The organism is Pseudonocardia alaniniphila, from assembly GCF_022524485.1.
GTDB classification, from domain to species: domain Bacteria; phylum Actinomycetota; class Actinomycetes; order Mycobacteriales; family Pseudonocardiaceae; genus Pseudonocardia; species Pseudonocardia alaniniphila.
In genome coordinates, this window is the sequence record NZ_JAKXMK010000022.1 from 83323 (window position 1) to 108816 (window position 25494).

A 25494-nucleotide genomic window follows, 5' to 3' on the forward strand; every position below is an offset into this window, starting at 1 on the left:
CACTGGAGGTCACGATCACTCTCGACCCCCGGATAGGGAATTACGACCATTTACAGGGCGTACTCGGGGCCGAGCTGTCGCTCCTCGAGTACGGCGATTTCGAATGCCCGTACTGCCGTAAGGCGGCCCCGGTGATCGAGGAGGTGCGCGAGCGTCTGGGCACCCGTCTCGTCTTCGCGTTCCGCCACTTCCCCCTGGCAGAGCTGCATCCCTACGCGCTCTCGGCCGCTGTCGCGTCGGAGGCCGCGGCCCTCAAGGGTCAGTTCTGGCCGATGCACGACAAGCTCTTCTCGGGCGACGAGCCCGCGCTGCGGCAGGAGGACCTGCGCCGCTACGCGGAGGAGCTCGGGATCCCGCCGGAGAAGGTGGTGTGGCCCGCCACACAGTTCGTCGAGGATCGTGTGGAGGCCGACTTCAACTCGGGAGTCCGCAGCGGGGTACGAGGCACCCCCACGCTCTTCGTCAACGGGCGGCAGTACCACGGTGCCGTCTCCGTCGGAGACCTGATCGCGGCGCTGCTGGAGTAGGGCGAACGTTCGGTCAGGTCGTCTCGTCCTTGTCCGCCACGCCCGCCGCGTCGAACGTGGCGACGTCCAGCAGGGCCTGCACGGCCGCCTGCAGAACGGGCAGTGCCAGCAGGGCACCGGTGCCCTCACCCAGCCGCATCCCGAGGTCGAGCAGCGGCTCCAGGCCCAGGTGCGCCAGGGCGAGGGCGTGTCCGGGCTCCGCCGACCGGTGCCCGGCCACGCAGTAACCCACCGCGGTCGGTGTGAAGGCACCGGCCACGAGTGCGGCTGCCCCGGCGTTCACCCCGTCCAGGAGCACCGGCACCCGCAGTGCCGCGCCACCGAGCACGAACCCTGCCAGCGCCGCGTGCTCGAGCCCGCCGAACGCGGCGAGCACGCCGAGAGGGTCACGCGGGTCGGGCTCGTGCCGCTCCAGGGCCGCGGCCACCACGGCGGTCTTGTGGGCGAGCATCGCGTCGTCGATGCCGGTGCCGCGCCCCGTCGCCGCAGCCGGGGTGGTGCCGGTGAAAGCGCAGATCAGGGCCGCGGCCGCGGTGGTGTTGGCGATGCCCATGTCGCCCGTGACGAGACACCGGTTGCCTGCCGCGACGAGGTCCCGGGCGGTCTCGATGCCCACCTCCACCGCCGCCTGGGCCTGCGCGCGGGTGAGGGCCGGTCCGGCGGTCATGTCGGCCGTGGCGGGCGCGATGCGGCGCGGCAGGAGGCCCATAGCGGCGCCGGGGCCCTCGATCGACCCGGCCACCCCCACGTCGACGATGCACACCTCCGCCCCCAGCCGCCGGGCGAAGGCGTTGACCACGGCCCCACCGGCCAGGAAGTTCCCCACCATCTGTGCCGTGACCTCCTGCGGCCACGGCGACACGCCCTGGGCGTGCACGCCGTGGTCGGCGGCGAACACGGCCACCGCGGCGGGCTCGGGTATCGGCGGCGGGCAGGTCCCGGCGATCCCGGAGAGGGTCACGGCCACGTCCTCGACCTGCCCCAGCGAGCCGCGGGGCTTCGTCATGCGGTCGAGGCGCTCGGCCGCGGCGGTGCGCGCCTGCGCGTCCGGCGCGACGATCGCGGCGACGGTCTCGGCAAGCAGGTCCATCGGTTCCTCCTCGGGCATTCCCCGCTGTCCGTACCGGTCGTGATGCACGGCCCAGCCCAGCGGCCTGCGATGCGCCCAGCCCGCCGTGGCGAGCTCCGGCTCGGCCGCGAAGGCGGCAACGGGTCCGACGCACAGGTACGCCACGAGCTCCAGCCGCGGTGGCAGGCCGAGCAGCGCCGCCACCTCACGCTCGTCACCGAAACTGACCCAGCCGACCCCGAGGCCCTCGGCCCGCGCGGCGAGCCACAGGTTCTGGACGGCGAGGACCGTCGAGTACGGAGCCATCCGCGGCTGGGTCTGGCGGCCCAGCGTGTGGCGGCCACCGCGAGTGGGGTCGCAGGTCACGGCGATGTTGAGCGAGGCGTCCAGGATCGCCTCGATCTTCAGGTCCCGGAACGCGACGGCCCGCGCGCCCGGAAGAGAGCCGGCGTAGGCGGCGCGCGCGGCGGTGACGTGGGCGTGCACCCGCTCCCGCACGCCCCGGTCCCGGATGATGAGGAAGTCCCACGGCTGGGAGAACCCCACGCTCGGGGCGGCGTGGGCTGCGGCGAGCACGCGGCGCAGCACGGCGTCGTCGACGGGCGCGTCGGGCAGAAAGCCGGAGCGAACGTCCCGCCGGGAGTGCACGACCTCGTAGAACGCGTCGGGGTCCACGGGTGCGTCAGCGCAGACCGTGGCCGCGCCCGGAGCGTTTCGGCGGGACGACCAGCGTGGACAGGTAGGGACCGTGCTCATCCGGGTCGAGCTCGCGGGCCGGGCGGATGTCCTCCCCCGCAAGACCGAGCCCGGCGCCGTAGACGGCGTCGTCGAGCCGGCCCGTCTCACGCAGGACGGCGAGGGTGGCGGGCAGCATCCGGCCGAACTTGTAGGCCGCCACGGCGTCCCCGCGCTCCAGTGCCTCCCGGAACCGCTCAGGGCCGGCGGTCATGGGGAACAGGGCGAGCGACTCGCGGCCCTCCACCAGCGACGTCCCGCTGCGCGCGGCCAGGTCCTGCATCGCGGTGATGCCGGGTACCAGCTCGACCGACAGCTCCCCCACCACCGCACGCACGGACGCGGCGAGGTAGGTGAACGTCGAGTACACGCAGGGGTCACCGATCGTCGCGAACACCGCCGTGCCGCCCGGACGCCCGTCGAACCAGTGCGCCACCTGCGCGGCAGCCGCGTCCCAGGCCTCTTCCCGGCGCTGCGTGTGCTCACGGTCGTGCAGCGCGAACACCACGCGTTCGATCCGCCACGCCTCGGCGTAGAAGAGCGCGGTCTGCTCGGCGCGGCCGGTCTCCCCGGAGTCGGCGACGGGCACGAACACGACGTCGGCCGAACCCAGCAGGTTGGCCGCCTTGACCGTGACGAGCTCCGGGTCGCCGGGACCGACCCCCACCCCCACCAGCGTGCCTGCCATCACGCGCCCTCCCCTTCGAGGTCGCCTTCGAGGTCGAGGTAGGTCTGACGCAGCCGGTCGAGCACGGCGTCGTCGGGCTTGGCCCACAGCCCGCGGTCGGCGGCCTCCAGCAGCCGCTCGGTGATCCCGCGCAACGCCCACGGGTTCGACCGCTGCATGAACTCCCGGTTGGTGGCGTCGAAGACGTAGCTCTCGGCGAGCTGGGCGTACATCCAGTCGTCCACCACGCCCGCCGTGGCGTCGTACCCGAAGAGGTAGTCGACGGTGGCGGCGAGCTCGAACGCGCCCTTGTACCCGTGGCGCTGCATCGCCGCGATCCACTTCGGGTTCACCACGCGCGCCCGGAAGACCCGCTTGGTCTCCTCGGCCAGGGTCCGCGTCCGCACGGCGTCGGTCACGGCGGAGTCGCCCACGTACGCGGCGGGCGAGCGCCCGGTCAGCGCACGCACCATCGCGACCATCCCGCCGTGGTACTGGAAGTAGTCGTCGGAGTCGACGATGTCGTGCTCGCGGGTGTCCTGGTTCTTCGCCGCCACCGCGATACGGCGGAACGACTGCTCCATGTCCGCCCGCGCCTCGCGCCCGTCCAGTCCGCGGCCGTAGGCGTACCCGCCCCACACGGCGTAGACCTCGGCGAGGTCGGCGTCGCTGCGCCAGTTGCGGGCGTCGATCAGCGGAAGCAGCCCCGCCCCGTAAGCGCCGGGCTTCGAGCCGAAGATCCGGGACGTGGCGCGGCGGCGGTCGCCGTGCACCGCCACGTCCTCCTCGACGTGGGCGCGCAGGTGGTTCTGCTCGGCGGGCTCGTCCAGCTCGGCGACCATCCGGATCGCGTCGTCGAGCAGCGCGATGACGTGCGGGAACGCGTCGCGGAAGAAGCCGGAGATGCGCACGGTGACGTCGATGCGCGGGCGGCTCAGCTCCTGCGCGGGCACGACCTCGACGCCGGTGACGCGCCGCGAGGCGTCGTCCCAGACGGGGCGGCAGCCGATCAGCGCGAGGATCTCGGCGATGTCGTCGCCCTGGGTACGCATCGCCGACGTGCCCCAGACCGTCAGACCGACGCTGCGGGGGTACGTGCCGGTGTCGGCGAGGTGGCGGGCGACCAGCGAGTCGGCCAGCGCGCTCCCGATCTCCCACGCCGAGCGTGACGGGATCGCCTTGGGGTCCACCGAGTAGAAGTTGCGCCCGGTCGGGAGCACGTTCACCAGACCGCGCGTCGGCGAGCCGGACGGGCCCGCCGGGACGTAGCCGCCGTCGAGGGCGTGCAGCACGCCGGTGACCTCGTCGGTGGTGCGCTCCAGGCGCGACACGACCTCCGTGCACCCGAACTCCAGCACGGCCACGACGTCGGGGATCTCCTCGCCGAGCAGCTCCGCGCAGACCGCGGCAGGTTCACTCCAGCCGCGGGCCTGCACCCCGGTGACGAGCGCGCGGGCAACCCCCTCCAGCACGTCGACGAGATCGGCCCCGGTGACAGCGGGCCCCCCGACAACGCCGACGAGCCGAGCCAGCGCAGGCCCCACCGGACCAACGGCACTCTCGCCCGTCAGGTCGACACCGATGGCCCGCTCGTCCGGCCCGGGTGCGAGCACGGGCGGCACCGCCGCTATCGACCCAACGGCACTCTCGCCCGCTGGATCCGCGAGAACGGCCGGCTCGGCCGGCTTCGCTATCGGTTCTCCGGGTGCGGCGAGGAGGGACTGCTCGTCCAGGCCCGCCCATGCCGCCAGCGCCGCTCGGAGGCCGGGGAGTGCGCGCTTCCCACCCCAGACCTGCGTCGCGCGCAGGATCGAGAGCACGAGGTTGATCTGCGCCTCGTCGCGCGGTGCGGCACCCAGGATGTGCAGCCCGTCGCGGATCTGGACGTCCTTGACCTCGCACAGGTAGCCGTCGATGTGCAGGATGAAGTCGTCGAACTCGTGCTCCCCCGGCGCCGTGTCGACGTGCAGGTCGTGGTGCAGCTGCGCGGTGGTGACGACCTCCCAGATGCGGGCGCGCAGAGCCGGGAGCTTCGCAGGGTCCATCGCCGCGACGGTGGCGTACTCGTCGAGAAGCTGCTCGAGCTTGGCCATCTCGCCGTAGGTGTCGGCGCGCGCCATCGGCGGCACCAGGTGGTCGACGACCACGGCGTGCCCGCGGCGCTTGGCCTGCGTGCCCTCGCCGGGGTCGTTGACGATGAACGGGTAGATCAGCGGCAGCTCGCCGAGCACGGCGTCCGGGGCACAGTCGGGGGCAAGCCCCAGCCCCTTGCCGGGCAGCCACTCCAGCGTGCCGTGCTTGCCGAGGTGGATCACGGCGTCTGCGCCGAACTCGTGGTCGAGCCACCGGTACGCGGCCAGGTAGTGGTGCGAGGGCGGCAGGTCCGGGTCGTGGTAGATCGCCACCGGGTTCTCGCCGAACCCGCGCGGCGGCTGGATCATCAGCACCACGTTCCCGAACCGCAGAGATGCCAGCACGACAGCCGCGTCGTCTCCGCTTCCGTCGACGTAGAGCGAGCCCGGCGGCTCGCCCCAGTGCTCGCGCATCCCGTCGGTGAGCTCGGCGGGCAGCGCATCGAACCAGCGGCGGTAGTCGGCGAGGCGCACCCGCGACGGGGCGGCGGCCAGCTGCTCCTCCGTGAGCCACTCGACGTCGTGCCCACCGGCGGCGATCAAGGTGTGGATGAGCGCGTCGGAGTCCTCGGGGAAGTCGCCGACGGTGTACCCGGCATCGCGCAGGGCGCGCAGCAGCACCACGGCGGACGCCGGCGTGTCCAGCCCGACCGCGTTGCCGACCCGGGCGTGCTTCGTCGGGTAGCTGGACAGCACCACGGCGAGCTTCCGCTCGGCCACGGGCGTGGCGCGCAGCCGGGCGTGCCGCACCGCGATCCCGGCGAGCCGGGCAGCGCGCTCCGGGTCGGCGACGTACACCGGCACGTCGTCACCGGGGGCCGTCTCCTTGAACGAGAACGGCACGGTGATCAACCGGCCGTCGAACTCCGGGATCGCCACCTGCATCGCGGCGTCCATCGGCGACAGCGCCGCGTCCGACTCCGCCCAGGTCGCCCGGGACGTGGTCAGGCAGAGCCCTTGCAGCACCGGCACGTCGAGCGTCGCGAGCGCACCGGCGTCCCACGAGTCCTCCTCGCCGCCCGCCACGGCGTCGCTCGCCCGGGTGCCGCCCGCCGCGAGCACCGTGGCGACCAGGGCGTCGGCGTGGCCGAGCAGCTCCATCAGCGCCGGGTCGGCGCCGCGCAGCGATCCACAGAACACCGGCAGCGCGTTGGCCCCGCGGGCCTCGATCGCGTCGCAGAGCGTGTCGACGAACGCGGTGTTCCCCGACAGCTCGTGGGCGCGGTAGAACACCACACCGACGGTCGGACGGCCAGGGCGCTGCTCGCGCTCGCCGCGCACCCCGAACTCGGGAGCCGGTACGGGCGGGGCGAACCCCTCACCGGTCAGGAGCACCGTGTCGGACAGGAACCGGTGCAGCTCACGGAGGTTGTCCAGGCCGCCGGCGGCGAGGTAGGCGAGCGCCTCGGACGCCACGCCCGCCGGCACCGTCGATGCCGCCATCAGCTCGGCGTCCGGTGCGGCCTCGCCGCCGAGCAGCACCACCGGCCGCCCCGACGCCACCAGCGCGTCCACGCCTTCGGGCCAGGCCCGCCGCCCGCCGAGCAACCGCAACACCACCACCGACACCCCGTCGAGCAGGGCGGGCAACCCCGCGGGCTCGACGCGTGCTGGGTTGGCCGTGCGGTAGAGCGCTCCGGAGCTGCGGGCGGCCAGCAGTTCCGTGTCGGCGGTGGACAACAGCAGGACGGGGCCGGCGTCTCCACCGGCGCTGCGCAGTGACGGCCCTGTCTGGGCGCCCATCGCTCCTCCTCGAGGGTCCGCGCCCTCTGCTCGGGGACGTACGACGGCGGCGAGTGTCCTGGCTCCCGGATCAGCGCGAACCGTCCGACCTTCCCGCCTCTCGGCAGTGGTCATTCGGCTGGACGTCCGCTCCCCGGTGACAGTGGCGGGACCGCGCCGGATTCACACCGGCTTCCTCCACTGCCGTCCGTGACACCAGATCACAGCGCCGTACCCGCGGTCAACGAGAGGTCAGGCACCACCGGCGCGCCCGACGGCGCGTCAGTCGGAATCGAGCTCGGTCACGTGGTCGCCGGCCGCGGTGGCGAGCAGGCGGGCGCGTTCCAGGTCGGCCACGCCCTCCTCGCCGTGGACGTTGGCCACGACCAGATCGGCGGCCGTGCCTGCGGCCGCCGCGGCGATCCGGACCGCAGCCACGGCGTCCCCGCGAAGCTGCGGGTTGCCGTGCCTGGCGAGGCCCGCGGCAAGCTCGGCGACCTCCGCGGCGAGCTCTGCGATCTCCGCGGGCACCCCGATCGCGCCCCGCCGTGCCTCGGCCACGGCAACGGGCCGTCCGGGGTCGTCGTGCGGGAGCCGGACAGCCGCGAGGAAAGTCCCATACGCCAGGGCGTCGGCATCAGCGAGCGCCGCCGCGCGGTGGCGCAGATCGTCGCCCCTCTCGGCCGCGGCCCCGTCGCCGAACCTCGACGCCATCCCGGTGAGCGCCGCCGCCATCGCCGTGGCCAGCGCCGCAGCACCCCCACCGCCCGGCGCAGGCGTGCGCGCGGCCATCACGTCGAGCAGGTCGCGAACGGTCAGGTCGAGCAGTGAACCCCTGGCTTCCGCCACGTTCGGCTCCTCCGATCGAGACGTAGGTCAGTCGGTGACGGCGTCGGAGACCAGGCCGGCGACCGGGCCGATCACGACCACCGCCGGCGGCCGGATCCCCTGCTCCTGCACGGCATCGGCCACCGTCGCCAGCGTGGCGCGGACCGCGCGTTGGATCCGCATCGTGCCGTCCTGCACCACCGCCACGGGTGTGTCGGCCGGGCGGCCTCCCTCGATCAGCGTCTCCGCGAACAGATCGATCCGCTCCACCGCCATCAGCAGCACGAGCGTGCCGCGCAACCTCGCCAGCGCCTCCCAGTCGACGAGGCTGCGGGGGTCGCCGGGCCGCACGTGCCCGGAGACCACCACGATCTCGTGGGCCACGCCGCGGTGGCTCACCGGCACGTCGGCGACGGCCGGTGCGGCGAACGCGCTGGTCACGCCAGGGACGACGGTGACCGGCACGCCCGCCTCGGCGCACGCGAGCACCTCCTCGAACCCCCGGCCGAAGACGTACGGATCGCCGCCCTTGAGCCGCACCACGAACTTCCCGGCCCGCACGTGCTCCACCAGCAGCTCGTTGATCCGGGCCTGGTTCATCGCACGCCCGTAGGGGATCTTCGCCGCGTCGATCACCTCGACGTGCGGGGCGAGCGAGTCGAGCAGCTCGCGGGGGCCGAGCCGGTCGGTGATCACGACGTCGGCCCGCGCGAGCAACCGCCTGCCGCGCACGGTGATCAGCTCGGGGTCGCCGGGGCCACCGCCCACGAGCGCCACGCCGGGCCGGACCGGCTCCACGGAGTCGTCCACGAGCCCGGTCTGCAGCGCCTCCACCAGCGCGGTGCGCACGGCGGCCGAGCGCCGCGGGCGGCGCCCGGCCAGCACCCCGACGGTGAGCCCGTCGTGCCGGCCGACGGCCGGGGTGACGGCGCTGCCCGACGGGGCGTCGTCGGCACGCACGCAGAAGATCCGGCTCCGCTGCGCCTCGTCTGCGACCGCCGCGTTCACGGCGGGATCATCCGCGCAGGCCACCACGTACCAGGCCTCGCCGAGATCGCCGTCGCGGTACCGGCGAGCGGTCCAGCGCAGCTCCTGCGCCGTGGCCATCCCCTCGACCGCCGGCGTGACCTCGGGCGCCACGACCTCGACGTCGGCACCGGCCGCGAGGAGCCCGACGAGCCGTCGCTGCGCCACCGTGCCGCCACCGACCACCACGACCCGGCGCCCGGCCAGGTCGAGACCGACGAGGTAATGCTCGCTCATCGCAATCCCTCGCTGCGCTCGGTCAGCGCTGCGCGAAAGCGCTGTACCGATGATTCGCTCGCACACTCGCTCATACTCACTCCCCAACGACCGCGTCGACGCGCGCATGCCCGTGGCCGTGCCCATGCCCGTGCCCATGCCCGTGCGCCGGGTCGTCCGGATGATGGTGGGGAGTCTGCGCCGCACCGAGCTTGTCCTCGAACCCGGGGAGCAGAACCCGGTAGGCGCAGGTGTCGCAGTTCATCCTGATGTCGCCGTGCAGCGCCTCCCGGTAGCGCTCGACGACCAGCCCAGCGAGCTCGTCACAGTCGCCGAGGTAGTCGGCGACGCGGACCTCGACGTCCGGATGCTCCACCCCGAACGCAAGGGACTGTTCGACGACCCGGCGCGGCAGCACGCCGTCGAACAGGAAGTAGGGCGCCACGACGACGCGGCGCGCCCCGAGCGCCCGGCACCGCGCGAGCCCGGTGGCGACGTCCGGCCGGGCGAGCGAGACGAACGCGGGCTCGACGAAGTCGTACGGCCTGCCCTCCTGCAGCAACCGCGCGACCTTGCAGACCTCGGCGTTGGCGTCCGGGTCCGTGGATCCGCGCCCAACCACCAGCACGGCCGTGCCGGTGCCGTCCTCACCGTTCAGCGCAGCCGTGATCCGCTCGTCCAGCAACTCCTGAAGCACCGGGTGCGGGCCGAGCGGGCGGCCGAACACGTAGCTGGTGGCCGGGTCGCGCAGCACCTCCCGCTGCAGGGCCGCGGGGATGTCGCCCTTGGCGTGCCCGGCGCCCACCAGCACCATCGGCACCGCCGCCATCGTGGAATGGCCACGAGCAGCCAGCGCCGTCCATGCCTCGTGGACGGTCGGCTGCGACAGCTCGATGAACCCGCCGTCCACGTCGACGCCCTCGGCTGCGAGCAGGCGCCGCACCCGTCCGGTGAACGCCACGAACTCGGCGACGCCCGTGGCGTCCACCGTTCCGTGGCCGACCAGCAGCACCGGCGGGACGTTCATGCGGTCTCCTCGCTGTAGAGCAACGCGTTGACGGCGGCGGCCGTCGCGGCGGCCCCGCCCCGTTCGGAGCGGTTGGACACCGCGGGCAACCCGGCGGCGCGCAGGGCGGCCTTTGCCGCCACCGAGCCGACGAACCCGACGGGCAGCCCCACCACGAGCGGTGTGGTGACCAGGCCCGACGCGGCGCACCGCAGCAGTTCGACCAGCGCCGTGGGGGCGTTGCCGATGGCCCAGACGGCACCCGCCGGATGCTCACGGACCGCGGCGCGGATGCCCGCCGCCGAACGCGTGAGCCCGTCGGCAGCCGCGAGCTCACGCACGCCGGGCAGGTCGAGGGCGACCGTCGCGGGCCGGGAGGTGACACCCACCGCGACCATGCGCACGTCCGTCACCAGCGGCGCCCCGGCGAGCAGTGCGGCTCGACCGGCCAGCAGCGCCTGCTCGTCGCAGACCAGGTCACCGGCCCAGCTCGGGTCGGCGCTGGTGTGGACCACGCGCTCGACGACCGCACGGGTCAGCGGCGGCAGATCGGTGGTGTCGAGGCGCGAACGCAGGATCGCGTACGACTCCACCTCGATGGGGTGCACGCTGCTGCGCACGCTCGTTCTCCTCCCCGGGTGTCCGCGCCCGGACGGGTCGATGGCCATCGGCGGCGGGGGTCTGGCTTCCCCGATGAACCGGGGTCACAGTGGCGGGACCGCCCCGGGTTCGCACCGGGTTCCTCGCTGCCGATCGATCGCGAGCATAACCCGCGCTCTCCGCGAACACGGAGAACCGCAGGCCACGTGCACGATCATCGGGTGATCCAGCGGTATCCGCGCGGGGTGACCATCCGTCCGGCGACCATCCGCGTCGCCGACGATCCCACGACCACGGTGGTGAGCATGTCCACCTCGGCAGGGTCGAAGTCCGCCAGCGCAACGGTCCACACCCGCTGCCCCGGCCGGCCCGCCTGCCGCACTGCGCCCACGGGAGTGGTGGGCGGCCGGTGCGCCCGGAACGCATCGAGGGCCACGCCGAGCTGCCAGTGCCGGTCGCGGCTGCGCGGGTTGTAGAAGCAGGTGACGAGATCCGCCGCCGCAGCAGCGGCCACCCGCTGCTCGATGACCTCCCACGGCGTGTGCAGGTCCGAGAGCGAGATCAGCACGTGGTCGTGGCCGAGCGGGGCGCCGAGCAGCGACGCGGCGGCGAGCGCGGCGGTCACCCCGGGCACCCCGACCACGTCGATGTCATCGCCCGCACCCTGTAGCGCGGGGCTCGCCATCGCGTACACCCCGGCGTCGCCGGAGCCGATCAGGGCCACGGCGTGCCCCTTCACGGCGAGGGCGACGGCGTCGGCGGCGCGCTGCTCCTCGTCACCGAGACCGCTGGCGCGCACCTCGGTGCCCGGCCGCAGCAGGTGGCGCACCTGGTCGACGTACTGGTCGAGCCCCACCACGATCGACGCGCGGCGCAACTCCGCCTCCGCCCGCGGCACCCGCAGGTCTGCGGCACCGGGCCCGAGCCCGACGATCGCGAGCCGTCCGCGGGGGCGGATCCGGGCGGCCGCGACCGTCACGTTGTCGCCCTTGATCTTCTCGACGACCAGCTCGACGGGCGCCCCGGCAGCCAGATCGGCCGCGGCATGCAGCGCCGCCGCCTCCGCGACACTGGCCGTGCCCACCTCCCTCCGCACGACCTCGCTGGGGTTGGGCACGTCGACCGCGGCCAGCGCGGCGGCCGGGTAGGTACGCAGCGGGGCCGGTGCGATTGCGGCAAGGATGCCGGGCTCGGCTGCCTTGAGGTCGACGCTCGCGTAGGCACGGACCGCGCGGGGGTCGAGGCCGTACTCGGTCTCCAACCGGCGCAGCGTCGCCGCCACCGCCTCCGCCGCAACGCCGCGGGCGCTCCCGATCCCCACGACGAGCGTAGGAGGCACGAGCCGGGTGACCGCCGCAGCGCTCCGGGTGGTCGGCATCCCCTCTTCGGCGAGTGCGACCCGGTCGGTGATCACGATCGTGTGGCGGACCTCGCCGGTCGTGGGTGGGACGGCGGGCAGCGGGAAGCCCAGCGGGTTCTCCAGGCGCGCGGCCCCGTCGAGGAGCGCCGTGCCGGCAGCGGCGAGGTCGCCGTCGACGCCCGCGCCGAGTAGCTGCACCAGCTCGTCGAGGCCCGTGCCGCCCACCGCGTCGGACGCCGTGGTGATCACCGGCTGGGCACCCAGCAGCGCCGCGACCCGGGTGGCGAGCGCGTTCGCCCCACCCTCGTGGCCACCGGTGAGCGCCACGGCGAAGCGGCGTGCCTCGTCCACGCAGACCACGCCGGGGTCGGTGCGCTTATCGGCCAGCAACGGCGCGACCAGCCGCACGGTCGCCCCGGTGGCGAGGAAGAACACCGCCCCGTCCAGCCCGGGCCACAGCGTCGGCAACTCACCGAGCTCGTGCGCGGTGGCGCCGAGCGGGCCCGCCACCTCGGCGGCGGCCCGGCGGCCTGCCTCGGTGACGGCGAACAGCGCGATCGTCATCGATCCTGAACCTCTCCCCAGACGAGCGTGATCGGATTGGTGGCCGCGAGCCGCACCGACCCGTCGGGCAGCTCCGCCAGGCGGCTCGCCGCCACCTGCACGCCGCCGAGGGCGTATCCGGCGGCTGTGAGGGCGGCGCGGGTCGGAGCGACCCGGTCCAGCGCGGCGAGTGCGACCACGATCCGCCGCGGTCCGGCGGCCGCCGCGGCGGCGACGACCGCCGGCCCTCCGCCGCCCACGAACACGGCGTCCGGGTACGGGAGCCCGGCGAACACGTCGGGCGCCTCGCCCGGTACCACCCTGACCTCGACGCCGTGGGCGCTCGCGTTGGCCCGCACCCGGTCGACGTCGTCGTCGCGCCGCTCCACCGCGAGTACCGCCGCGCCGAGCCGGGCGCACTCGACCGCGACCGAACCCGACCCGGCACCGACGTCCCAGACCAGCGTGCCCGGGCGAGGTGCGAGCCGGGGTAGCGCGACGGCTCGCACCTCGGCCTTCGTCACCATCCCCGCGCGGTGCTCGAACGCCTCGTCGGGCAACGCCCACCCGCCGGGCGGCGGCGCCGGCTCGCCCCCGGCGTACCAGCCCCGGCACGCCGCCTTCTCATCGGGCCGCACGCACAACAGCACGCTCAGGGGGTGCCACGAACGGGCGGCAGCCTCTGCGGCCGGCACCGTCGTCACCCGCTCGTCCGGACCGCCGAGATCCTCGGCCACGACGAGGGTGCGCGGCCACCCGTCGAGCGCGGCACCGATCTCGGCGGGCCCGGCACCCGGCCCGGTGAGCACGGCCGTGGCCCCCCGCGCACGGCAGACGTTCACCGCGGGACCCAGGGCACGCCCGTGCGCGCTGACCACCGCCACGTCGTCCCACGATCGGCCGGCCCGGGCGACCAGCAGCTGCACGCTCGACAGCGCAGGCAGCACGACGGGCTCGTGACCGCGCTCGCGCAGCAGGCGAACGATCCCGAAAAAGCCGGGATCCCCGCTGGCCAGCACCACGGCCCGGCGCCCGGCGAGCTTCTCGAGCGCGGGTTCGACGGGCCCGAGCACGAGCTGCTCCGCTCCGGCGGGCACCGGCAGCCGCTGCACATGCCGCGCCGCCCCGACCACGACCTCCGCCGCAGCCAGCGCCGACTCGGCACCCGGAGGCAACGGCCCCCCATCGACCCCGATGACAGTGAGCGTCACGCCGCCCCCCGCCCGCGAGCCACGCGCCCCAACGCTCTCCGGAACGAACGGCACTCTCGCCCACCCGGTCCGCCCGGACGGATCGCTCGCCCAGCATGAGGTGCTGCACCCGCGGGCCCCGCCCACCACGCGCGGGCCCGCCGCATCCCGATCGAACGGGACTCTCGACCAATAGGTTCGTGCGGCGGGGCCGCTGGTCTTCTCACGGGGCCGGGCGTCCCGCGGCGCGGGCGGCCCGCAGCTCCCGGCGGGCGGCCGCGTCGGGCTTGCGGAACGTGTGGAAGTGCCCGGGGTGGTAGAGGTGGCTGCGGGTGCCCGCCGACCCGAGCGCGGGGCCGACCAGGAACAACGTCTGCCTCCACAGCTTGCGCTCCTTGCACACGGCCTCGACCTCGTCCAGCCGGCAACGCAGCGTCAGCTCGTCGGGCCAGCTGGTGCGGTAGGCGACCACGACGGGGGTGTCGTCCGGGTAGCCGCCTGCGCGCAGCTCGTCGACCATCTGGGCCGTGCGCGCCGCGGACAGGAAGATCGCCATCGTGGTGCCGTGGCGGGCGAACTCGCGCAGCTTCTCCCGCTCCGGCATCGGCGTCTTGCCGCCTTCGAGCCGCGTGAGCACCACCGACTGGGCCACCTCGGGGATCGTCAACTCCCGGCCCGCGACGGCGGCGGCGGCCCCGAACGCGGAGACGCCGGGCACGATCTCGACGTCGAGACCGAAGTCCTGCGCCGCGTCGTACTGCTCCTGCACGGCTCCCCAGAGCGATGGGTCCCCGGAATGCACGCGGGCGACCTTGAGCCGCTGGTCGGCCGCCCGGCGGTAGATCGCGAGCACGTCCTCGTGCGCGATCGCGGAGGAGTCGACGAGCTCGGCGTCGGCGCGGGCGTGCTCGGTGACGCATTCCTGCATGACGAGGCTCGCAGCCCAGATCACCACATCGGCCTCGGCGATCCGCCGCGCGCCACGCAACGTGATCAGATCCGCGGCCCCCGGCCCGGCCCCGACGAACGACACTCTCCCGCGATCCACGCCGGACAGTCTGTGCCGCGGTGCTCGGCCAAGTCCAACCAGCGGCCGCGGCCATGATCGTCGCGACATTCGGCTGCCGGCCCGTCGACGGGCCGAAACCCCGATCTCACGGTGATCAGTCGGGCAGCAGGGCGCGCAGTGCGGCGTCCACCGCGGCCGTCCGGTAGGAGTCGAGCGGCTCCTCGGCCATCAGGACCACGCAGTCCTGCAGCCCGCCGAAGGCGATCACGGCGCGGGCCCGGTCAGCGGGGCGGTCGCTGCCCACCAGCGCCCGGTCCAGCTCGACCCGCTTGCGGACGAGGGCGTCGAGCACATCCAGCCGGGCGAGCGCGCCGAAGTCACGCAGCAAGCCCTGGAACAGCATCTTGTGCCGGTGGCACAGCTCGAGATAGCCGTCGAGCGTGGCCCGCATCCCCTCCGGGCCAGAGGCCACGGCATCGACGCTGAACGCCTCGAGGTCCACGACCAACGGGCTGAAGAGCTCGGAGATCAGCTTGTCCTTCGACGGGAAGTGGTAGTAGAGCGCCGCCTTGGTGATGTCGAGCCGCTCGGCGATCTCGCGCAGGCTCGTCTGCTCGAACCCCCGTTGCGCGAACAGCTCGAGCGCGACCGCCCGGATCTCTGCACGGGTGTCGGCACTGCGTCGCGGCACGGGAGGTCTCCTCGGCGGATCCGGATACGGCTCCGGAAGCTTAGCCGCTTGCCTGCCGGACGGTTATCTACTTGCCGCACGGTTAGCCAGTGGCTTACCGTGCGGCAAGTAGATTCCTCATCTCGGGAGGCCGACATGACCCGCACCATCCTGATCTCCGGCGCCAGCATCGCCGGGCCCGCTCTGGCCTACTGGCTGCATCGCCACGGTTTCCGGCCGGTGGTCGTCGAGCGCGCGGCGACGGTGCGCGGCAACGGCTACCCCATCGACATCCGCGGCACCGCGGTCGACGTGGTCGACCGGATGGGTGTGCTGCCGCAGCTACGGGCGGCGCACGTCGACACGCAGCGCATCACCTTCGTCGATGCCTCCGGTCGTCGCACCGCCGGCATGAACATCGACGACATGATGAGCACCACCGCAGGCCACGACATCGAGGTGCCGCGCGGCGAGCTCACGTCCGTGCTCTACGAACACACGCGCAACGACGTCGAGTACGTGTTCGACGACTCCATCAGCACGATCGAGCAGCGCGACGACGGCGTGCACGTGACGTTCCGGCGCGGCCGGCCGCGCACGGTCGATCTGGTGGTCGGCGCCGACGGCCTGCACTCGAACGTCCGCCGCCTCGTCTTCGGGCCGGAACGGGAGTTCCGCCACGACCTCGGCTTCTACTTCGCCGGCTTCTCCATCGACGACGCTCTCGGTCTCAGCCACGAGGTGATGGCGCACAACACGCCGGGACGGCTCGCGGGCTGGTACGCGGTGGGCGGCCAGGACCGGCCGACCGCGATGCTGGCGTTCGCCGCGCCGGAACTGCACTACGACCACACCGATCTCGACCAGCAACGCGACCTCGTGGCGCGAGCCTTCGCCGACGGCGGGTGGGAGATCCCGCGGCTGGTCGCGGCGATGCGCACGGCGGACGACTTCTTCTTCGACTCCGTCAGCCAGATCCGGATGCCCCGCTGGACCGCCGGACGGGCCGCCGTGGTCGGTGACGCCGGCTACGCCCCTGCGCTGCTGTCCGGCCAGGGCACGAGCCTCGCGCTCGTCGGCGCGTACGTGCTGGCCGGAGAGCTGGCCGCAGCCGGGGGCGACCACGGCGTGGCGTTCCCGGCGTACGAGCGGGAGATGCGTGACTTCGTCGAACGCGGCCAGAAGATCGCCCGGACCGGTGGGGCCGCCCTGATCCCCCGGACCCGGGCCCGCATCTGGCTGCGCGACCGGATCGTCTCGGTGCTGCCCCGGCTGGGCCCGGCGAAGGCGCTGGTCACCGGCGGGGCGGAACGGGCGACCCGCAGCATCGAACTGCGCGACTACGCCCGCGATGATCGCCGCGAGAACCGGGGATCCGCCCCTCCGAGGGCCGAGAACCGGATCTCGCAGTGATCATCAGGCCGCTGCGCTCCTCCCGACGTCGATCGCGTGGGACAGCGTCGCAGCCGCCGTGGTCAGCGCGGTATCCAGCACCTGCTCGCGCCGGCGCGGATTCATCAGGTTGCCCCCCATCGCCAGCAGGTCGTCCGCGCCCGGCATCAGCACCGTGACGCGGGTGCCGGTGGCCCGCAGCGCCTCGACGTCGGCGTCGAGCCAGCGGGTGATCAGACGCCGGACGCCCCGCTCCACACCGACGATCGGGTCGAGGGAGCGGTCGTAGGAGTGGCTGGCCAGCGGCGCGAGCACGTACACCTCGTCGAGCCGCGGCGCGTCGGGCCGGGCCAGCAGGCCCAGCGACGTCGACGAGGCCACCCCGCCGTCGACGTACCGGCGCCCGCCGATCGCCTGGGGCGCGAACCAGCCGGGGATCGAACAGGACGCCAGCACCGCCTCGGCCACCGACGACGCCGGCGCACCGGGCCGTCCGAAGACGACGCGCTCGCCGCTGTCGTAGTCGACGGCGACCACCCACAACGGCGCTCCGGGCACCCAGCCGTCGGAGGTGGTGCCGATCCGGGACTGCAGGACGTCGACCATCCGGACGAGCGATCCCATCCGTCCCCGGCCGCGCGGCAGCAGACCCGAGGCCGCGATCACCGGATCGATCCGCCACGGCGGCATCGCGGCGGCGAGGAGCAACCGGGGGGAACCGAGGAAGGGCAGCGGCAGCGGCGGGAGCCCGTCGCCGGACTCACGGTCGATCGTCTCCATCTCCGGCAGCTCCTCGGGCCGCCGGTCCGCGACGCCGATCGGGTCGATGCCCCGCTGGTGCGCCAGTAGCTCCGGCACGTCGATGCCGGACCGCAGCGCTGCCGCAAGCACGCTGCCCGCGCTCGTGCCGAGGACGAGATCGACGTCGCCGAGGGGGCGATCCAGAGCCGCCGCCACTGCGGAGAGCGCTCCGACCATCCAGGCCGATCCGAGGATGCCGCCGGCGCCTAGCACCAGACCGACCGTCGGAGCTCGTCGTGAAGCGTGCGTTGCACGAAGGCGGTCCGGCATGGTGACCTCCTCGCCGAGGACCCGTTACTGCACGGTAGCAACGAGAACGACGAAAAGGGAGCACCGGCGAATCACGTCTTACAAGGCCGCTGCACCGACGAAACGGGCAACAGCATCCGGATCTCCCGCGGGATGGGTATGAAGGAAGGACGCGTGCACCCCGCCGACCACCCATCCCTCCGGCGTACCGCCGCGCCAGCCCCATGCCGGCGCCGACCCCGCGGCGGGCGTCACCGTGCAGTGGTGGAACTCGTGACCGGCCACCCGGGCGCCCGCAGGGAAGAGCGGCGATCCGGTGAGCGCGACGGCGTCGCGGTACCCGAGCGTGAGCCGCCCGGTCATCGCGGCCCGGGCCGGCAGCACCCCGCACATGGGCGCGTCGTCGAGCGATTCGCAGAGGTAGAGCAGGCCGCCGCACTCGGCGTGCAGCGGCGCCCCGGACTCCGCGAGCGCCGCGACCGCGGCCCGCAACCCCTCGTTCGCCCCCAACGCGGCGACGTGCTCCTCCGGGAACCCACCGGGCAGCACGAGCGCCGCCGTGCCGTCGGGCAGGGTCTCGTCCCGCAGCGGATCGACCACGACGACCTCCGCGCCCGCTGCCGTCAGCAGCTCCACGTGCTCCGCGTAGCCGAACGTGAACGCAGGCCCGCCGAACACGGCCGTGCGCGGAGCCGAACGCTCCGGCACCTGAACCATCGCGCCGACCGCGTCGGCGGCCGACCAGACCGGCCCCGGCGGCAGGGGTTCGGCAAGCCGCACCACGGCGTCGAGGTCGACGTGGGCGGCCACGAGCTCGGCCATCGCGGCGACGGCCGTCACCGCCGCGGCCCCGTGCTCGGCGGCGGTGACGAGCCCGAGGTGCCGCGACGGGACGGCGAGCGCGTCGCGGCGCGGCAACGCCCCGAGCACCGGGAGCCCGGCCTCCTCGGCGGCAGCGCGCAGCACCGTCTCGTGCCGCTCGCTGCCCACCTGGTTGAGGACGACACCCGCGAGCCGCACCTCCGGGTCGAACGACCGGAAGCCGTGCAGGAGCGCCGCCAGGCTGCGCGACTGCCCACGACAGTCGACGACGAGTACGACCGGCGCCCCGAGCAGGCCCGCCACCTGCGCCGTCGAGCCCTGGCCGTCGGCGAGCCGCCCGTCGAAGAGGCCCATCACCCCTTCCACGACGGCGATCTCGGCACCGGCGGCACCGTGCCGGGCGAGTGGCGCGATCCTCTCGGTGCCGACGAGCACGGGGTCGAGGTTGCGGCCGGCGCGGCCGGCGGCGAGCGTGTGGTAGCCGGGGTCGATGTAGTCGGGCCCCACCTTGAACGGCGCCACGGCCGTGCCCCGCCCGCGCAGAGCGGCGATGAGGCCCGTGGCGACAGTGGTCTTCCCGCTGCCGGACGACGGGGCCGCGACGACGAGCGCCCGAGCCGTCACCGACGCTTCCACCCGCCACATGGACACATGTCGCGGTTCCGGCCGGTGGTCGAACGGCGTGATGTGTCCATGTGGCGTCGACTCCGGCGGTTACTGGTGGCCGAGGACCGGGTGCGGGACGTACGGGGCCTCCAGTGCCGCGATCTCCTCGTCGGTCAGCTCGATGTCGACCGCCGCCACCGCGTCCTCGATGTGCCCCGGCTTGGTGGCCCCGACGATCGGCGCGGTGATCGCCTCCTTGTGCAGCATCCAGGCCAGCGCGACCTGCGCGAGGGGCAGGTCGCGGGCCTTCGCGACGTCGGCGACGGCGTGCACGACGGCCTCGTCCGACTCGTTGTACATCCGGTCGCCGATCGGGTCACCACCGGACGAGCGAGCGGTGGTGCCGTGCTGGTCCGGCACGCGAGCCAGCCGGCCACGGGCCAGCGGGCTCCACGGGATGACGCCCACGCCCTGGTCGAGGCACTGCGGGTGCATCTCCCGCTCCTCCTCGCGGTAGATCAGGTTGTAGTGGTCCTGCATCGCGACGAACCGCGTCCAGCCGCCGAGGTCGGCGGTGAACTGGGCCTTCGCGAACTGCCACGCGTGCATGCTGGACGCGCCGATGTAGCGGGCCTTGCCCGCCTTCACGACGTCGTGCAGCGCCTCCATCGTCTCCTCGACCGGCGTCTGCGGATCCCAGCGGTGGATCTGGTAGAGGTCGACGTAGTCGGTGCCGAGCCGGCGCAGCGAGGCGTCGATGCTCGCCATGATGTGCTTGCGGGACAGGCCCGAGTCGTTGGGGCGGTCGCTCATCGGCGACCTGACCTTGGTGGCGAGCACGTAGTCCTCGCGGCGGGGGAACAGCTCCGCGAGCAGCGCGCCCGTCACCTCCTCGCTGACGCCGAGTGAGTAGACGTCAGCGGTGTCGTAGAAGGTGACGCCGGCCTCGGCGGCGGCGCGCACGAGCGGCCGTGAGCCGTCGATGTCGAGCACCCAGTTCCGCCAGGACGACGAGCCGTAGCTCATCATCCCCAGACAGATTCTCGATACCTGCAGTCCGGTTGAACCCAGTCGTGTGTACTCCACTCCGGGCACACTAATCCTGCGAAGATCTCCGAACTACCACTCGATTCCGCGCTGGCCCTTCTGCCCCGAGTCCATCGGATGCTTGATCTTCGTGGTCTGCATGACGAGATCTGCCGCGGCCACCAGCTCGGGCGCGGCATCCCTCCCGGTGATGATCACGTGCTGACGGCCCTGCCGGGCACCGAGCACCTCCACCACCTCGGCGACGTCCACCCAGCCCCACTTCATCGGGTACGTGAACTCGTCGAGCACGTACACGTCGTGCGCCTGTGCTTCGATCCGGCGGCGGATCTCCGCCCAGCCCTCGGCGGCGGCAGCGGCGTGGTCCTCCTCGGTGCCCTGCTTGCGGGTCCAGGACCAGCCCTCACCCATCTTGTGCCACTCGACGGGCCCGCCTTCGCCGGTCTCGGCGTGGACGCGGCCGAGCGCGCGGAACGCCGCCTCCTCGCCGACCTTCCACTTCGCCGACTTGACGAACTGGAACACCCCGATCGACCAGCCCTGGCTCCAGCCGCGCAGCGCGAGCCCGAACGCCGCGGTCGACTTGCCCTTCATCTCCCCCGTGTGCACGACGACGAGCGAGCGGTTACGACGTTGGCGCGTGGTAAGCCCGTCGTTCGGCACGGTCGTGACCTGTCCCTGCGGCATGTGTGTTCCCCTCTCACGCAGCCCGGGCGGCCCGGACCACCCCGGCCACCTGGTCGGCAGAAAGCTCGGCGAGCCCGAGCGCCGGGCCACCCGCCGCGGCGGCCACCCGGGCGGCGAGGCCGAGTCGCACCGGACCGCTCTCGCAGTCCACCACGACCGTCGCGACGCCATCGGCCGCGAGCAGGGCCGCGGCCCGGCACGCGTCATGGACGGCGTCGCCACCCTCGCGCGCGGCGACGGTGGCGCGGCCGTCGGTGAGCAGCACGAGCAGCGGACGCCGGCGCGGGTCACGCAGTCGCTCCACGCGCAGCACCGCCCGCGCCCGGAGCAGCCCGTCGGCGAGCGGGGTGCGCCCGCCCGTGCGCATCGCCGCGAGCCGGACCTGGGCCGCCGGGACGCTGGACGTGGGCGGCAGCACGAGCTCGGCCGCCGTGCCCCGGAATGTGACGAGTCCGACCTTGTCGCGGCGCTGGTAGGCGTCGCGCAGCAACGAGAGGACCGCGCCGCTGACGGCGGACATCCGCGCCCGTGCGGCCATCGAGCCCGAGGCGTCCACGGCGAACAGCACGAGGTTGCCCTCGCGGCCCTCGCGCTCGGCCCGGCGCAGGTCACCGGTGCGCAGCAGCAAGCCGGAACCGGCGCGGCCACGGGCTAGCTGATGCGGCGCGGCCGCGGCGATCGTGGCAGGCAGGTGCAGGTCAGCGGCACGGCGCGGCGTCTCGCCGGACGCGCGCACCGTCCGTCCGGTGTCGGTGCGCGCCCGGGAGCGTCGGCCCGGGGCACCCTCCCCCACTCCCGGCACCTGCAGCAGGCGGGCCCGGAACGGGGTGGACGCGGGTGGGGCGGCTGCACTGCGACCGTCACCGGCCGGCGTGGAGCCACTCGGCCGGTGGTCCGTGTCGGGGCGCGACGCGTCGGAAGCGGCCGTTCCGTTCTCCGACTGCGGCGCACCACCTCCGCCGGACGGGCCGCCGTCGCCGGGGCCGGGGTCGTCGGGGCCGCTGTCGTCGGGGCCGCCGTCGTCCGGGGGCTCCTCCTGCTGTGCCGCCTCGCGCAGCGCGTCGTCGAGGGCGTCGTCGTCGATTCCCGGCTCGTCGAACGGGTCGCGACGGCGCCGGTGCGGCAGCGCGAGCCGCGCCGCCACGCGCACGTCCTCCTCGGCCACCTCGTCCGCGCCCCGCCACGCGGCGTGCGCCACGGCGGCGCGGGCGATCACGAGGTCGGCACGCATCCCGTCGACGTCGAACGCCGCGCACACGGCCGCGATGCGACGCAGCTCGGCGTCCGGCAACGCGACGGACCCGACCCTGGCCTGGGCGGCGGCGATCCGGGCCGCGGTCTCGGACTCGGACTCCTGCCACGCGGCGACGAACCCCGCGGGGTCGGCCTCGAACCCCATACGGCGGCGGACCACCTCGACGCGCGTGGCCACGTCCCGCGCCGCGCGCACCTCCACGGCGAGGCCGAACCGGTCGAGCAGCTGCGGGCGCAGCTCCCCCTCCTCCGGGTTCATCGTGCCCACCAGCAGGAACCGGGCCGCGTGCGAGACCGACACCCCGTCCCGCTCGACGTGGGCGCGGCCCATCGCGGCGGCGTCGAGCAGCAGGTCGACGAGGTGGTCGTGCAGGAGATTGACCTCGTCGACGTAGAGCACGCCGCGGTGGGCGTCGGCGAGCAGCCCCGGCTGGTAGGCGCGCACACCATCGCGCAGTGCCCGCTCCAGATCGAGGGAGCCGACCAGCCGGTCCTCCGTGGCGCCCACGGGCAGTTCGACGAGACGCGCTGCGCGGGTCTCGCTCGCTCCGGCCCCGAGCTCGTGCGGTCCGTCGGGGCAGTCCGGGTCGCGGGCGGTAGCCGTGGGGTCGCAGCTGAAGCGGCAGCCGGAGACGACGGCAAGGCGCGGCAGCAGCGCAGCCAGCGCGCGGACGGCCGTCGACTTCGCGGTGCCCTTCTCGCCACGCACGAGCACCCCACCGATACCCGGGTGCACGGCATTGAGCAGCAGCGCGAGTCGCAGGTCGTCGTGGCCGACCACGGCGGAGAAGGGGAACGTGCTCATCAGGGCGAGCCTGCCAGAACGGACGTCACCACCGGGAGCCCGACAGGCACACCGTGACTGATCACATGTTCAAGTGCACGGATGTCGATGTGTTTCTCGACGAGATCGCCGAGCAGGTCGAGCTGGGCGTCGCGCTGCGCGGCGAAGCTGGTGGCCGGTGCCGGAACGAAGCCGGCGCGGCCCGCCTGCTGTGCCACCCGTGCCAGCAGCGACCGTCGGAAACCGTCGTTCTCCAGGAGGCCGTGCCAGTGGGTGCCGATCACGGCTCCCGCGTCGGATCCCTCCTGGCCGGCCCCTGCTGCCTCCAGCAGCGGCGGATCGCCGGAGTGGACCACGCGCCCGTGGTGGATCTCGTAGCCACGCACCGGCTCGCCCCACGCCGTGCCCGCCGGGTTGCCGAGGTGCTTCTCGACGTCGAAGACGACCTCGAGGTCGAGCAGCCCCAGTCCCGCGACGACGCCACCGTCTGCGCTGCTCTCAGGGCTGCTCTCGGGGCTGCTCTCGACGGCGTGCGGATCGGCGATCCGGCGGCCGAGCATCTGGTAGCCCCCACAGATCCCGAACACCGGGCGTCCGGCACGGGCGTGCGTCGCCACCGCGTCGGCGAGGCCGGTGCGGCGCAGCCACTCCAGGTCGGCCACGGTCGCCTTCGAGCCGGGCAGCACCACCAGGTCGGCGTCGAGCAGCCGGGCAGGCTCCGTGACGTACCGGACGGCGACGCCGGGCTCGCAGGCCAGCGCCTCCGCGTCGGTGGCGTTGGAGATCCGCGGGAACCGGACGACGGCCACGCGCAGCCACTGCGACCCGAACGGCGGCGCCGGGCGGCCGAGCACGCTGTCGGCCACGGCGGACAGCGAGTCCTCGGCGTCGATCCAGAGGTCATCGGCCCACGGGACGACGCCCAGGGTCGGACGCCCGGTGAGCGCGGTGAGCTGGTCGAGGCCGGGGGCGAGCAGGGCGGGGTCGCCCCGGAATTTGTTGATCACGAAGCTGGCGATGCGAGCCTGGTCGGCCGCGTCCAGCACGGCGAGGGTGCCGAACAGGTGCGCGAGCACGCCGCCGCGGTCGATGTCTCCGACCACGACCACGGGCAGGTCGGCGGCCTGCGCCAGCCCCATGTTCGCGATGTCGCTCCCCCGGAGGTTGATCTCCGCGGGCGACCCGGCGCCCTCACAGACCACCACGTCGAAGCGCTCGCGCAGCCCTGCGAGCTCCGCGGAGACGACGTCGAGCAGCGCGGCCTTGCGGGCGTAGTAGGAGCGTGCGCTGACCGTGCCGTCCACCCGGCCGCGCACGACGACCTGGGAGCTGCGGTCGCTCCCCGGCTTGAGCAGCACCGGGTTGAACGCGACGCTCGGTTCCAAGCCGCAGGCGCGGGCCTGCATCGCCTGGGCGCGGCCGATCTCGCCCCCGTCGGCGGTGACCACCGAGTTGTTGGACATGTTCTGCGCCTTGAACGGCGCGACGGAGACCCCACGCCGGGCAAGCCACCGACAGACACCAGCGACAAGAACGCTCTTGCCGGCATCGGAGGTGGTACCAGCCACAAGCAGTGCCCCCCGCATGCCGCCACCCTACGTCGCAGCTCGGAGCCCTACTGCTCGCCGGGACCCACCCGAATCGGCACGTCGGAGCCGTACTGCGGCCACCCGACTACGGTGGACCTGTGCGGTTCCTTCTGCGGCCTGGGTGGCTCGCCTTCATCGCGGTCGTCATCGGGTTCGCGGTCGCCTGCTACACGCTGCTCGCCCCGTGGCAGTTCGGCCGCGAGGCCCAACGCGACGCCGAGCAGCAGGCCATCGACGCCTCGTACCACACGCCGCCCGTCCCGCTCGCCGAGCTCACGTCCGCAGGCACCGGCGTCACTCCCGCACTGGAGTGGCGGCAGGCCACGGTGTCGGGCACCTACGTCTCCGACGCCGAGGCGCTCGTGCGGCTGCGCGTGGTGGACGGCAAGCCCGCGTTCGAGGTGCTCACGCCGTTCCGCACCGACGACGGGCGGCTCATCACCGTGGACCGCGGGTACGTCTCCACACCCAGCGGCTCCCAGGTGCCGGGCTTCGCCGCCGCCCCGCCCGGGCCCGTCACGCTCACCGGCCGGCTCCGCGTGAACGAGACCGACCCCCAGAACCGGCCCGTGTCCGTCCTCGACGGGCACCGCCAGCTCTACGCCGCCGACTCCCGCGCGCTCGCCGCCGCGACGAACCTCGACCTCGAGCCCGGCTACCTGCAGCTCTCGGCCGACCAGCCCGGAGTGCTCGGCCCGCTGCCCGTCACGGTCAGCACGAGCGGGGCCCCCTTCACGAACTTCTCCTACGCCCTGCAGTGGCTCACGTTCGGCGCGATCGCCATCTTCGCGATGGCCTACTTCGTGCGCCTGGAGCTGCTGCAGCGCCGGGGCAAGGACCGCCGGGCCGAGCGCACCGCGCTGCGCCAGGCGCTCGCCGGTGACGACGACGAGCCCGAGCCCCGGGAGAGGCCCGCGCGGGACGAGACCCCACTCACCGACCACTCCGGGCGCCAGTAGGTAG

20 protein-coding genes and 2 riboswitches are annotated in these 25494 nt (G+C 73.8%); of the genes, 3 read left to right on the forward strand and 17 right to left on the reverse strand.

Annotation, left to right across the window (positions count from 1 at the left end; genetic code table 11):
* Positions 1-32: 32 nt before the first annotated feature.
* Positions 33-527 (forward strand): DsbA family protein, encoded by a 495-nt coding sequence (locus MMF94_RS24440; protein ID WP_277398816.1) that lies wholly within the window; start codon positions 33-35, stop codon positions 525-527.
* A 13-nt stretch (positions 528-540) separates the two neighbouring features.
* Here MMF94_RS24440 and cobT read toward each other — a convergent pair whose 3' ends face one another.
* The 11 genes from cobT to MMF94_RS24500 all read right to left on the reverse strand — a co-directional run bounded on the left by cobT (position 541) and on the right by MMF94_RS24500 (position 15321).
* Positions 541-2271, reverse strand: coding sequence for a nicotinate-nucleotide--dimethylbenzimidazole phosphoribosyltransferase (gene cobT / locus MMF94_RS43595; RefSeq protein ID WP_338104350.1), 1731 nt, complete (start codon positions 2269-2271; stop codon positions 541-543).
* A 7-nt stretch (positions 2272-2278) separates the two neighbouring features.
* On the reverse strand, positions 2279-3019 hold the full coding sequence (gene cobI / locus MMF94_RS24455; RefSeq protein ID WP_241039499.1) for a precorrin-2 C(20)-methyltransferase: 741 nt from the start codon (positions 3017-3019) through the stop codon (positions 2279-2281).
* On the reverse strand, positions 3019-6873 hold the full coding sequence (cobN, locus tag MMF94_RS24460) for a cobaltochelatase subunit CobN (protein WP_241039500.1): 3855 nt from the start codon (positions 6871-6873) through the stop codon (positions 3019-3021). Before cobN ends, cobI begins: the two co-directional genes overlap by 1 nt.
* A gap of 31 nt (positions 6874-6904) precedes the next feature.
* A riboswitch (cobalamin riboswitch) is annotated at positions 6905-7077 on the reverse strand.
* 57 nt (positions 7078-7134) lie between these two features.
* On the reverse strand, positions 7135-7701 hold the full coding sequence (locus MMF94_RS24465) for a cyclodeaminase/cyclohydrolase family protein (protein WP_241039501.1): 567 nt from the start codon (positions 7699-7701) through the stop codon (positions 7135-7137).
* Between the two features lie 27 nt (positions 7702-7728).
* Entirely contained in the window at positions 7729-8943 is a 1215-nt protein-coding gene (cobA, locus tag MMF94_RS24470) for a uroporphyrinogen-III C-methyltransferase (protein ID WP_241039502.1), read from the reverse strand.
* A gap of 76 nt (positions 8944-9019) precedes the next feature.
* Entirely contained in the window at positions 9020-9949 is a 930-nt protein-coding gene (locus tag MMF94_RS24475; protein ID WP_241039503.1) for a sirohydrochlorin chelatase, read from the reverse strand.
* On the reverse strand, positions 9946-10548 hold the full coding sequence (locus tag MMF94_RS24480; protein ID WP_241039504.1) for a precorrin-8X methylmutase: 603 nt from the start codon (positions 10546-10548) through the stop codon (positions 9946-9948). The genes MMF94_RS24475 and MMF94_RS24480 overlap by 4 nt, the downstream gene beginning before the upstream one ends.
* A 35-nt stretch (positions 10549-10583) precedes the next feature.
* Positions 10584-10743, reverse strand: a riboswitch (cobalamin riboswitch).
* Positions 10743-12452, reverse strand: coding sequence for a precorrin-3B C(17)-methyltransferase (gene cobJ / locus MMF94_RS24485; RefSeq protein ID WP_241039505.1), 1710 nt, complete (start codon positions 12450-12452; stop codon positions 10743-10745). It overlaps the preceding riboswitch by 1 nt.
* Positions 12449-13642, reverse strand: a complete 1194-nt coding sequence (cbiE, locus tag MMF94_RS24490; RefSeq protein WP_241039506.1) for a precorrin-6y C5,15-methyltransferase (decarboxylating) subunit CbiE — start codon at positions 13640-13642, stop codon at positions 12449-12451. Before cbiE ends, cobJ begins: the two co-directional genes overlap by 4 nt.
* Positions 13643-13844: 202 nt before the next feature.
* The gene (cobM, locus tag MMF94_RS24495) at positions 13845-14669 is read right to left on the reverse strand and encodes a precorrin-4 C(11)-methyltransferase (RefSeq protein ID WP_241039507.1); all 825 of its coding nucleotides are present in this window, start codon (positions 14667-14669) and stop codon (positions 13845-13847) included.
* Positions 14670-14784: 115 nt separating this feature from the next.
* Positions 14785-15321, reverse strand: a complete 537-nt coding sequence (locus MMF94_RS24500; RefSeq protein ID WP_241039508.1) for a TetR/AcrR family transcriptional regulator — start codon at positions 15319-15321, stop codon at positions 14785-14787.
* 135 nt (positions 15322-15456) lie between these two features.
* On the opposite strand from MMF94_RS24500, the gene MMF94_RS24505 reads away from it, so the two are divergent.
* Positions 15457-16713 (forward strand): FAD-dependent monooxygenase, encoded by a 1257-nt coding sequence (locus tag MMF94_RS24505; RefSeq protein WP_241039509.1) that lies wholly within the window; start codon positions 15457-15459, stop codon positions 16711-16713.
* A gap of 3 nt (positions 16714-16716) precedes the next feature.
* Here the strand turns inward: MMF94_RS24505 and MMF94_RS24510 are convergent, their stop codons facing one another.
* The 6 genes from MMF94_RS24510 to MMF94_RS24535 all read right to left on the reverse strand — a co-directional run bounded on the left by MMF94_RS24510 (position 16717) and on the right by MMF94_RS24535 (position 24528).
* The gene (locus MMF94_RS24510) at positions 16717-17706 is read right to left on the reverse strand and encodes a patatin-like phospholipase family protein (protein ID WP_241039510.1); all 990 of its coding nucleotides are present in this window, start codon (positions 17704-17706) and stop codon (positions 16717-16719) included.
* A 135-nt stretch (positions 17707-17841) separates the two neighbouring features.
* Entirely contained in the window at positions 17842-19188 is a 1347-nt protein-coding gene (locus MMF94_RS24515; RefSeq protein WP_241039511.1) for a cobyrinic acid a,c-diamide synthase CobB, read from the reverse strand.
* Between the two features lie 90 nt (positions 19189-19278).
* Positions 19279-20256: an aldo/keto reductase gene (locus MMF94_RS24520; protein ID WP_241039512.1), complete on the reverse strand. Its 978-nt coding sequence runs from the start codon at positions 20254-20256 to the stop codon at positions 19279-19281.
* A gap of 33 nt (positions 20257-20289) precedes the next feature.
* Complete coding sequence (gene cobO, locus MMF94_RS24525; RefSeq protein WP_241039513.1) at positions 20290-20904, reverse strand: cob(I)yrinic acid a,c-diamide adenosyltransferase; 615 nt, start codon at positions 20902-20904, stop codon at positions 20290-20292.
* A 13-nt stretch (positions 20905-20917) separates the two neighbouring features.
* On the reverse strand, positions 20918-22963 hold the full coding sequence (locus MMF94_RS24530; protein ID WP_241039514.1) for a putative cobaltochelatase: 2046 nt from the start codon (positions 22961-22963) through the stop codon (positions 20918-20920).
* A complete protein-coding gene (locus MMF94_RS24535) occupies positions 22963-24528 on the reverse strand; it encodes a cobyric acid synthase (protein WP_241039515.1) in 1566 nt (521 codons plus the stop codon). The genes MMF94_RS24530 and MMF94_RS24535 overlap by 1 nt, the downstream gene beginning before the upstream one ends.
* A 101-nt stretch (positions 24529-24629) precedes the next feature.
* Between MMF94_RS24535 and MMF94_RS24540 the strand changes: the two genes are divergently transcribed.
* On the forward strand, positions 24630-25490 hold the full coding sequence (locus MMF94_RS24540; protein WP_241039516.1) for an SURF1 family cytochrome oxidase biogenesis protein: 861 nt from the start codon (positions 24630-24632) through the stop codon (positions 25488-25490).
* The last annotated feature ends 4 nt before the right edge of the window (positions 25491-25494 follow it).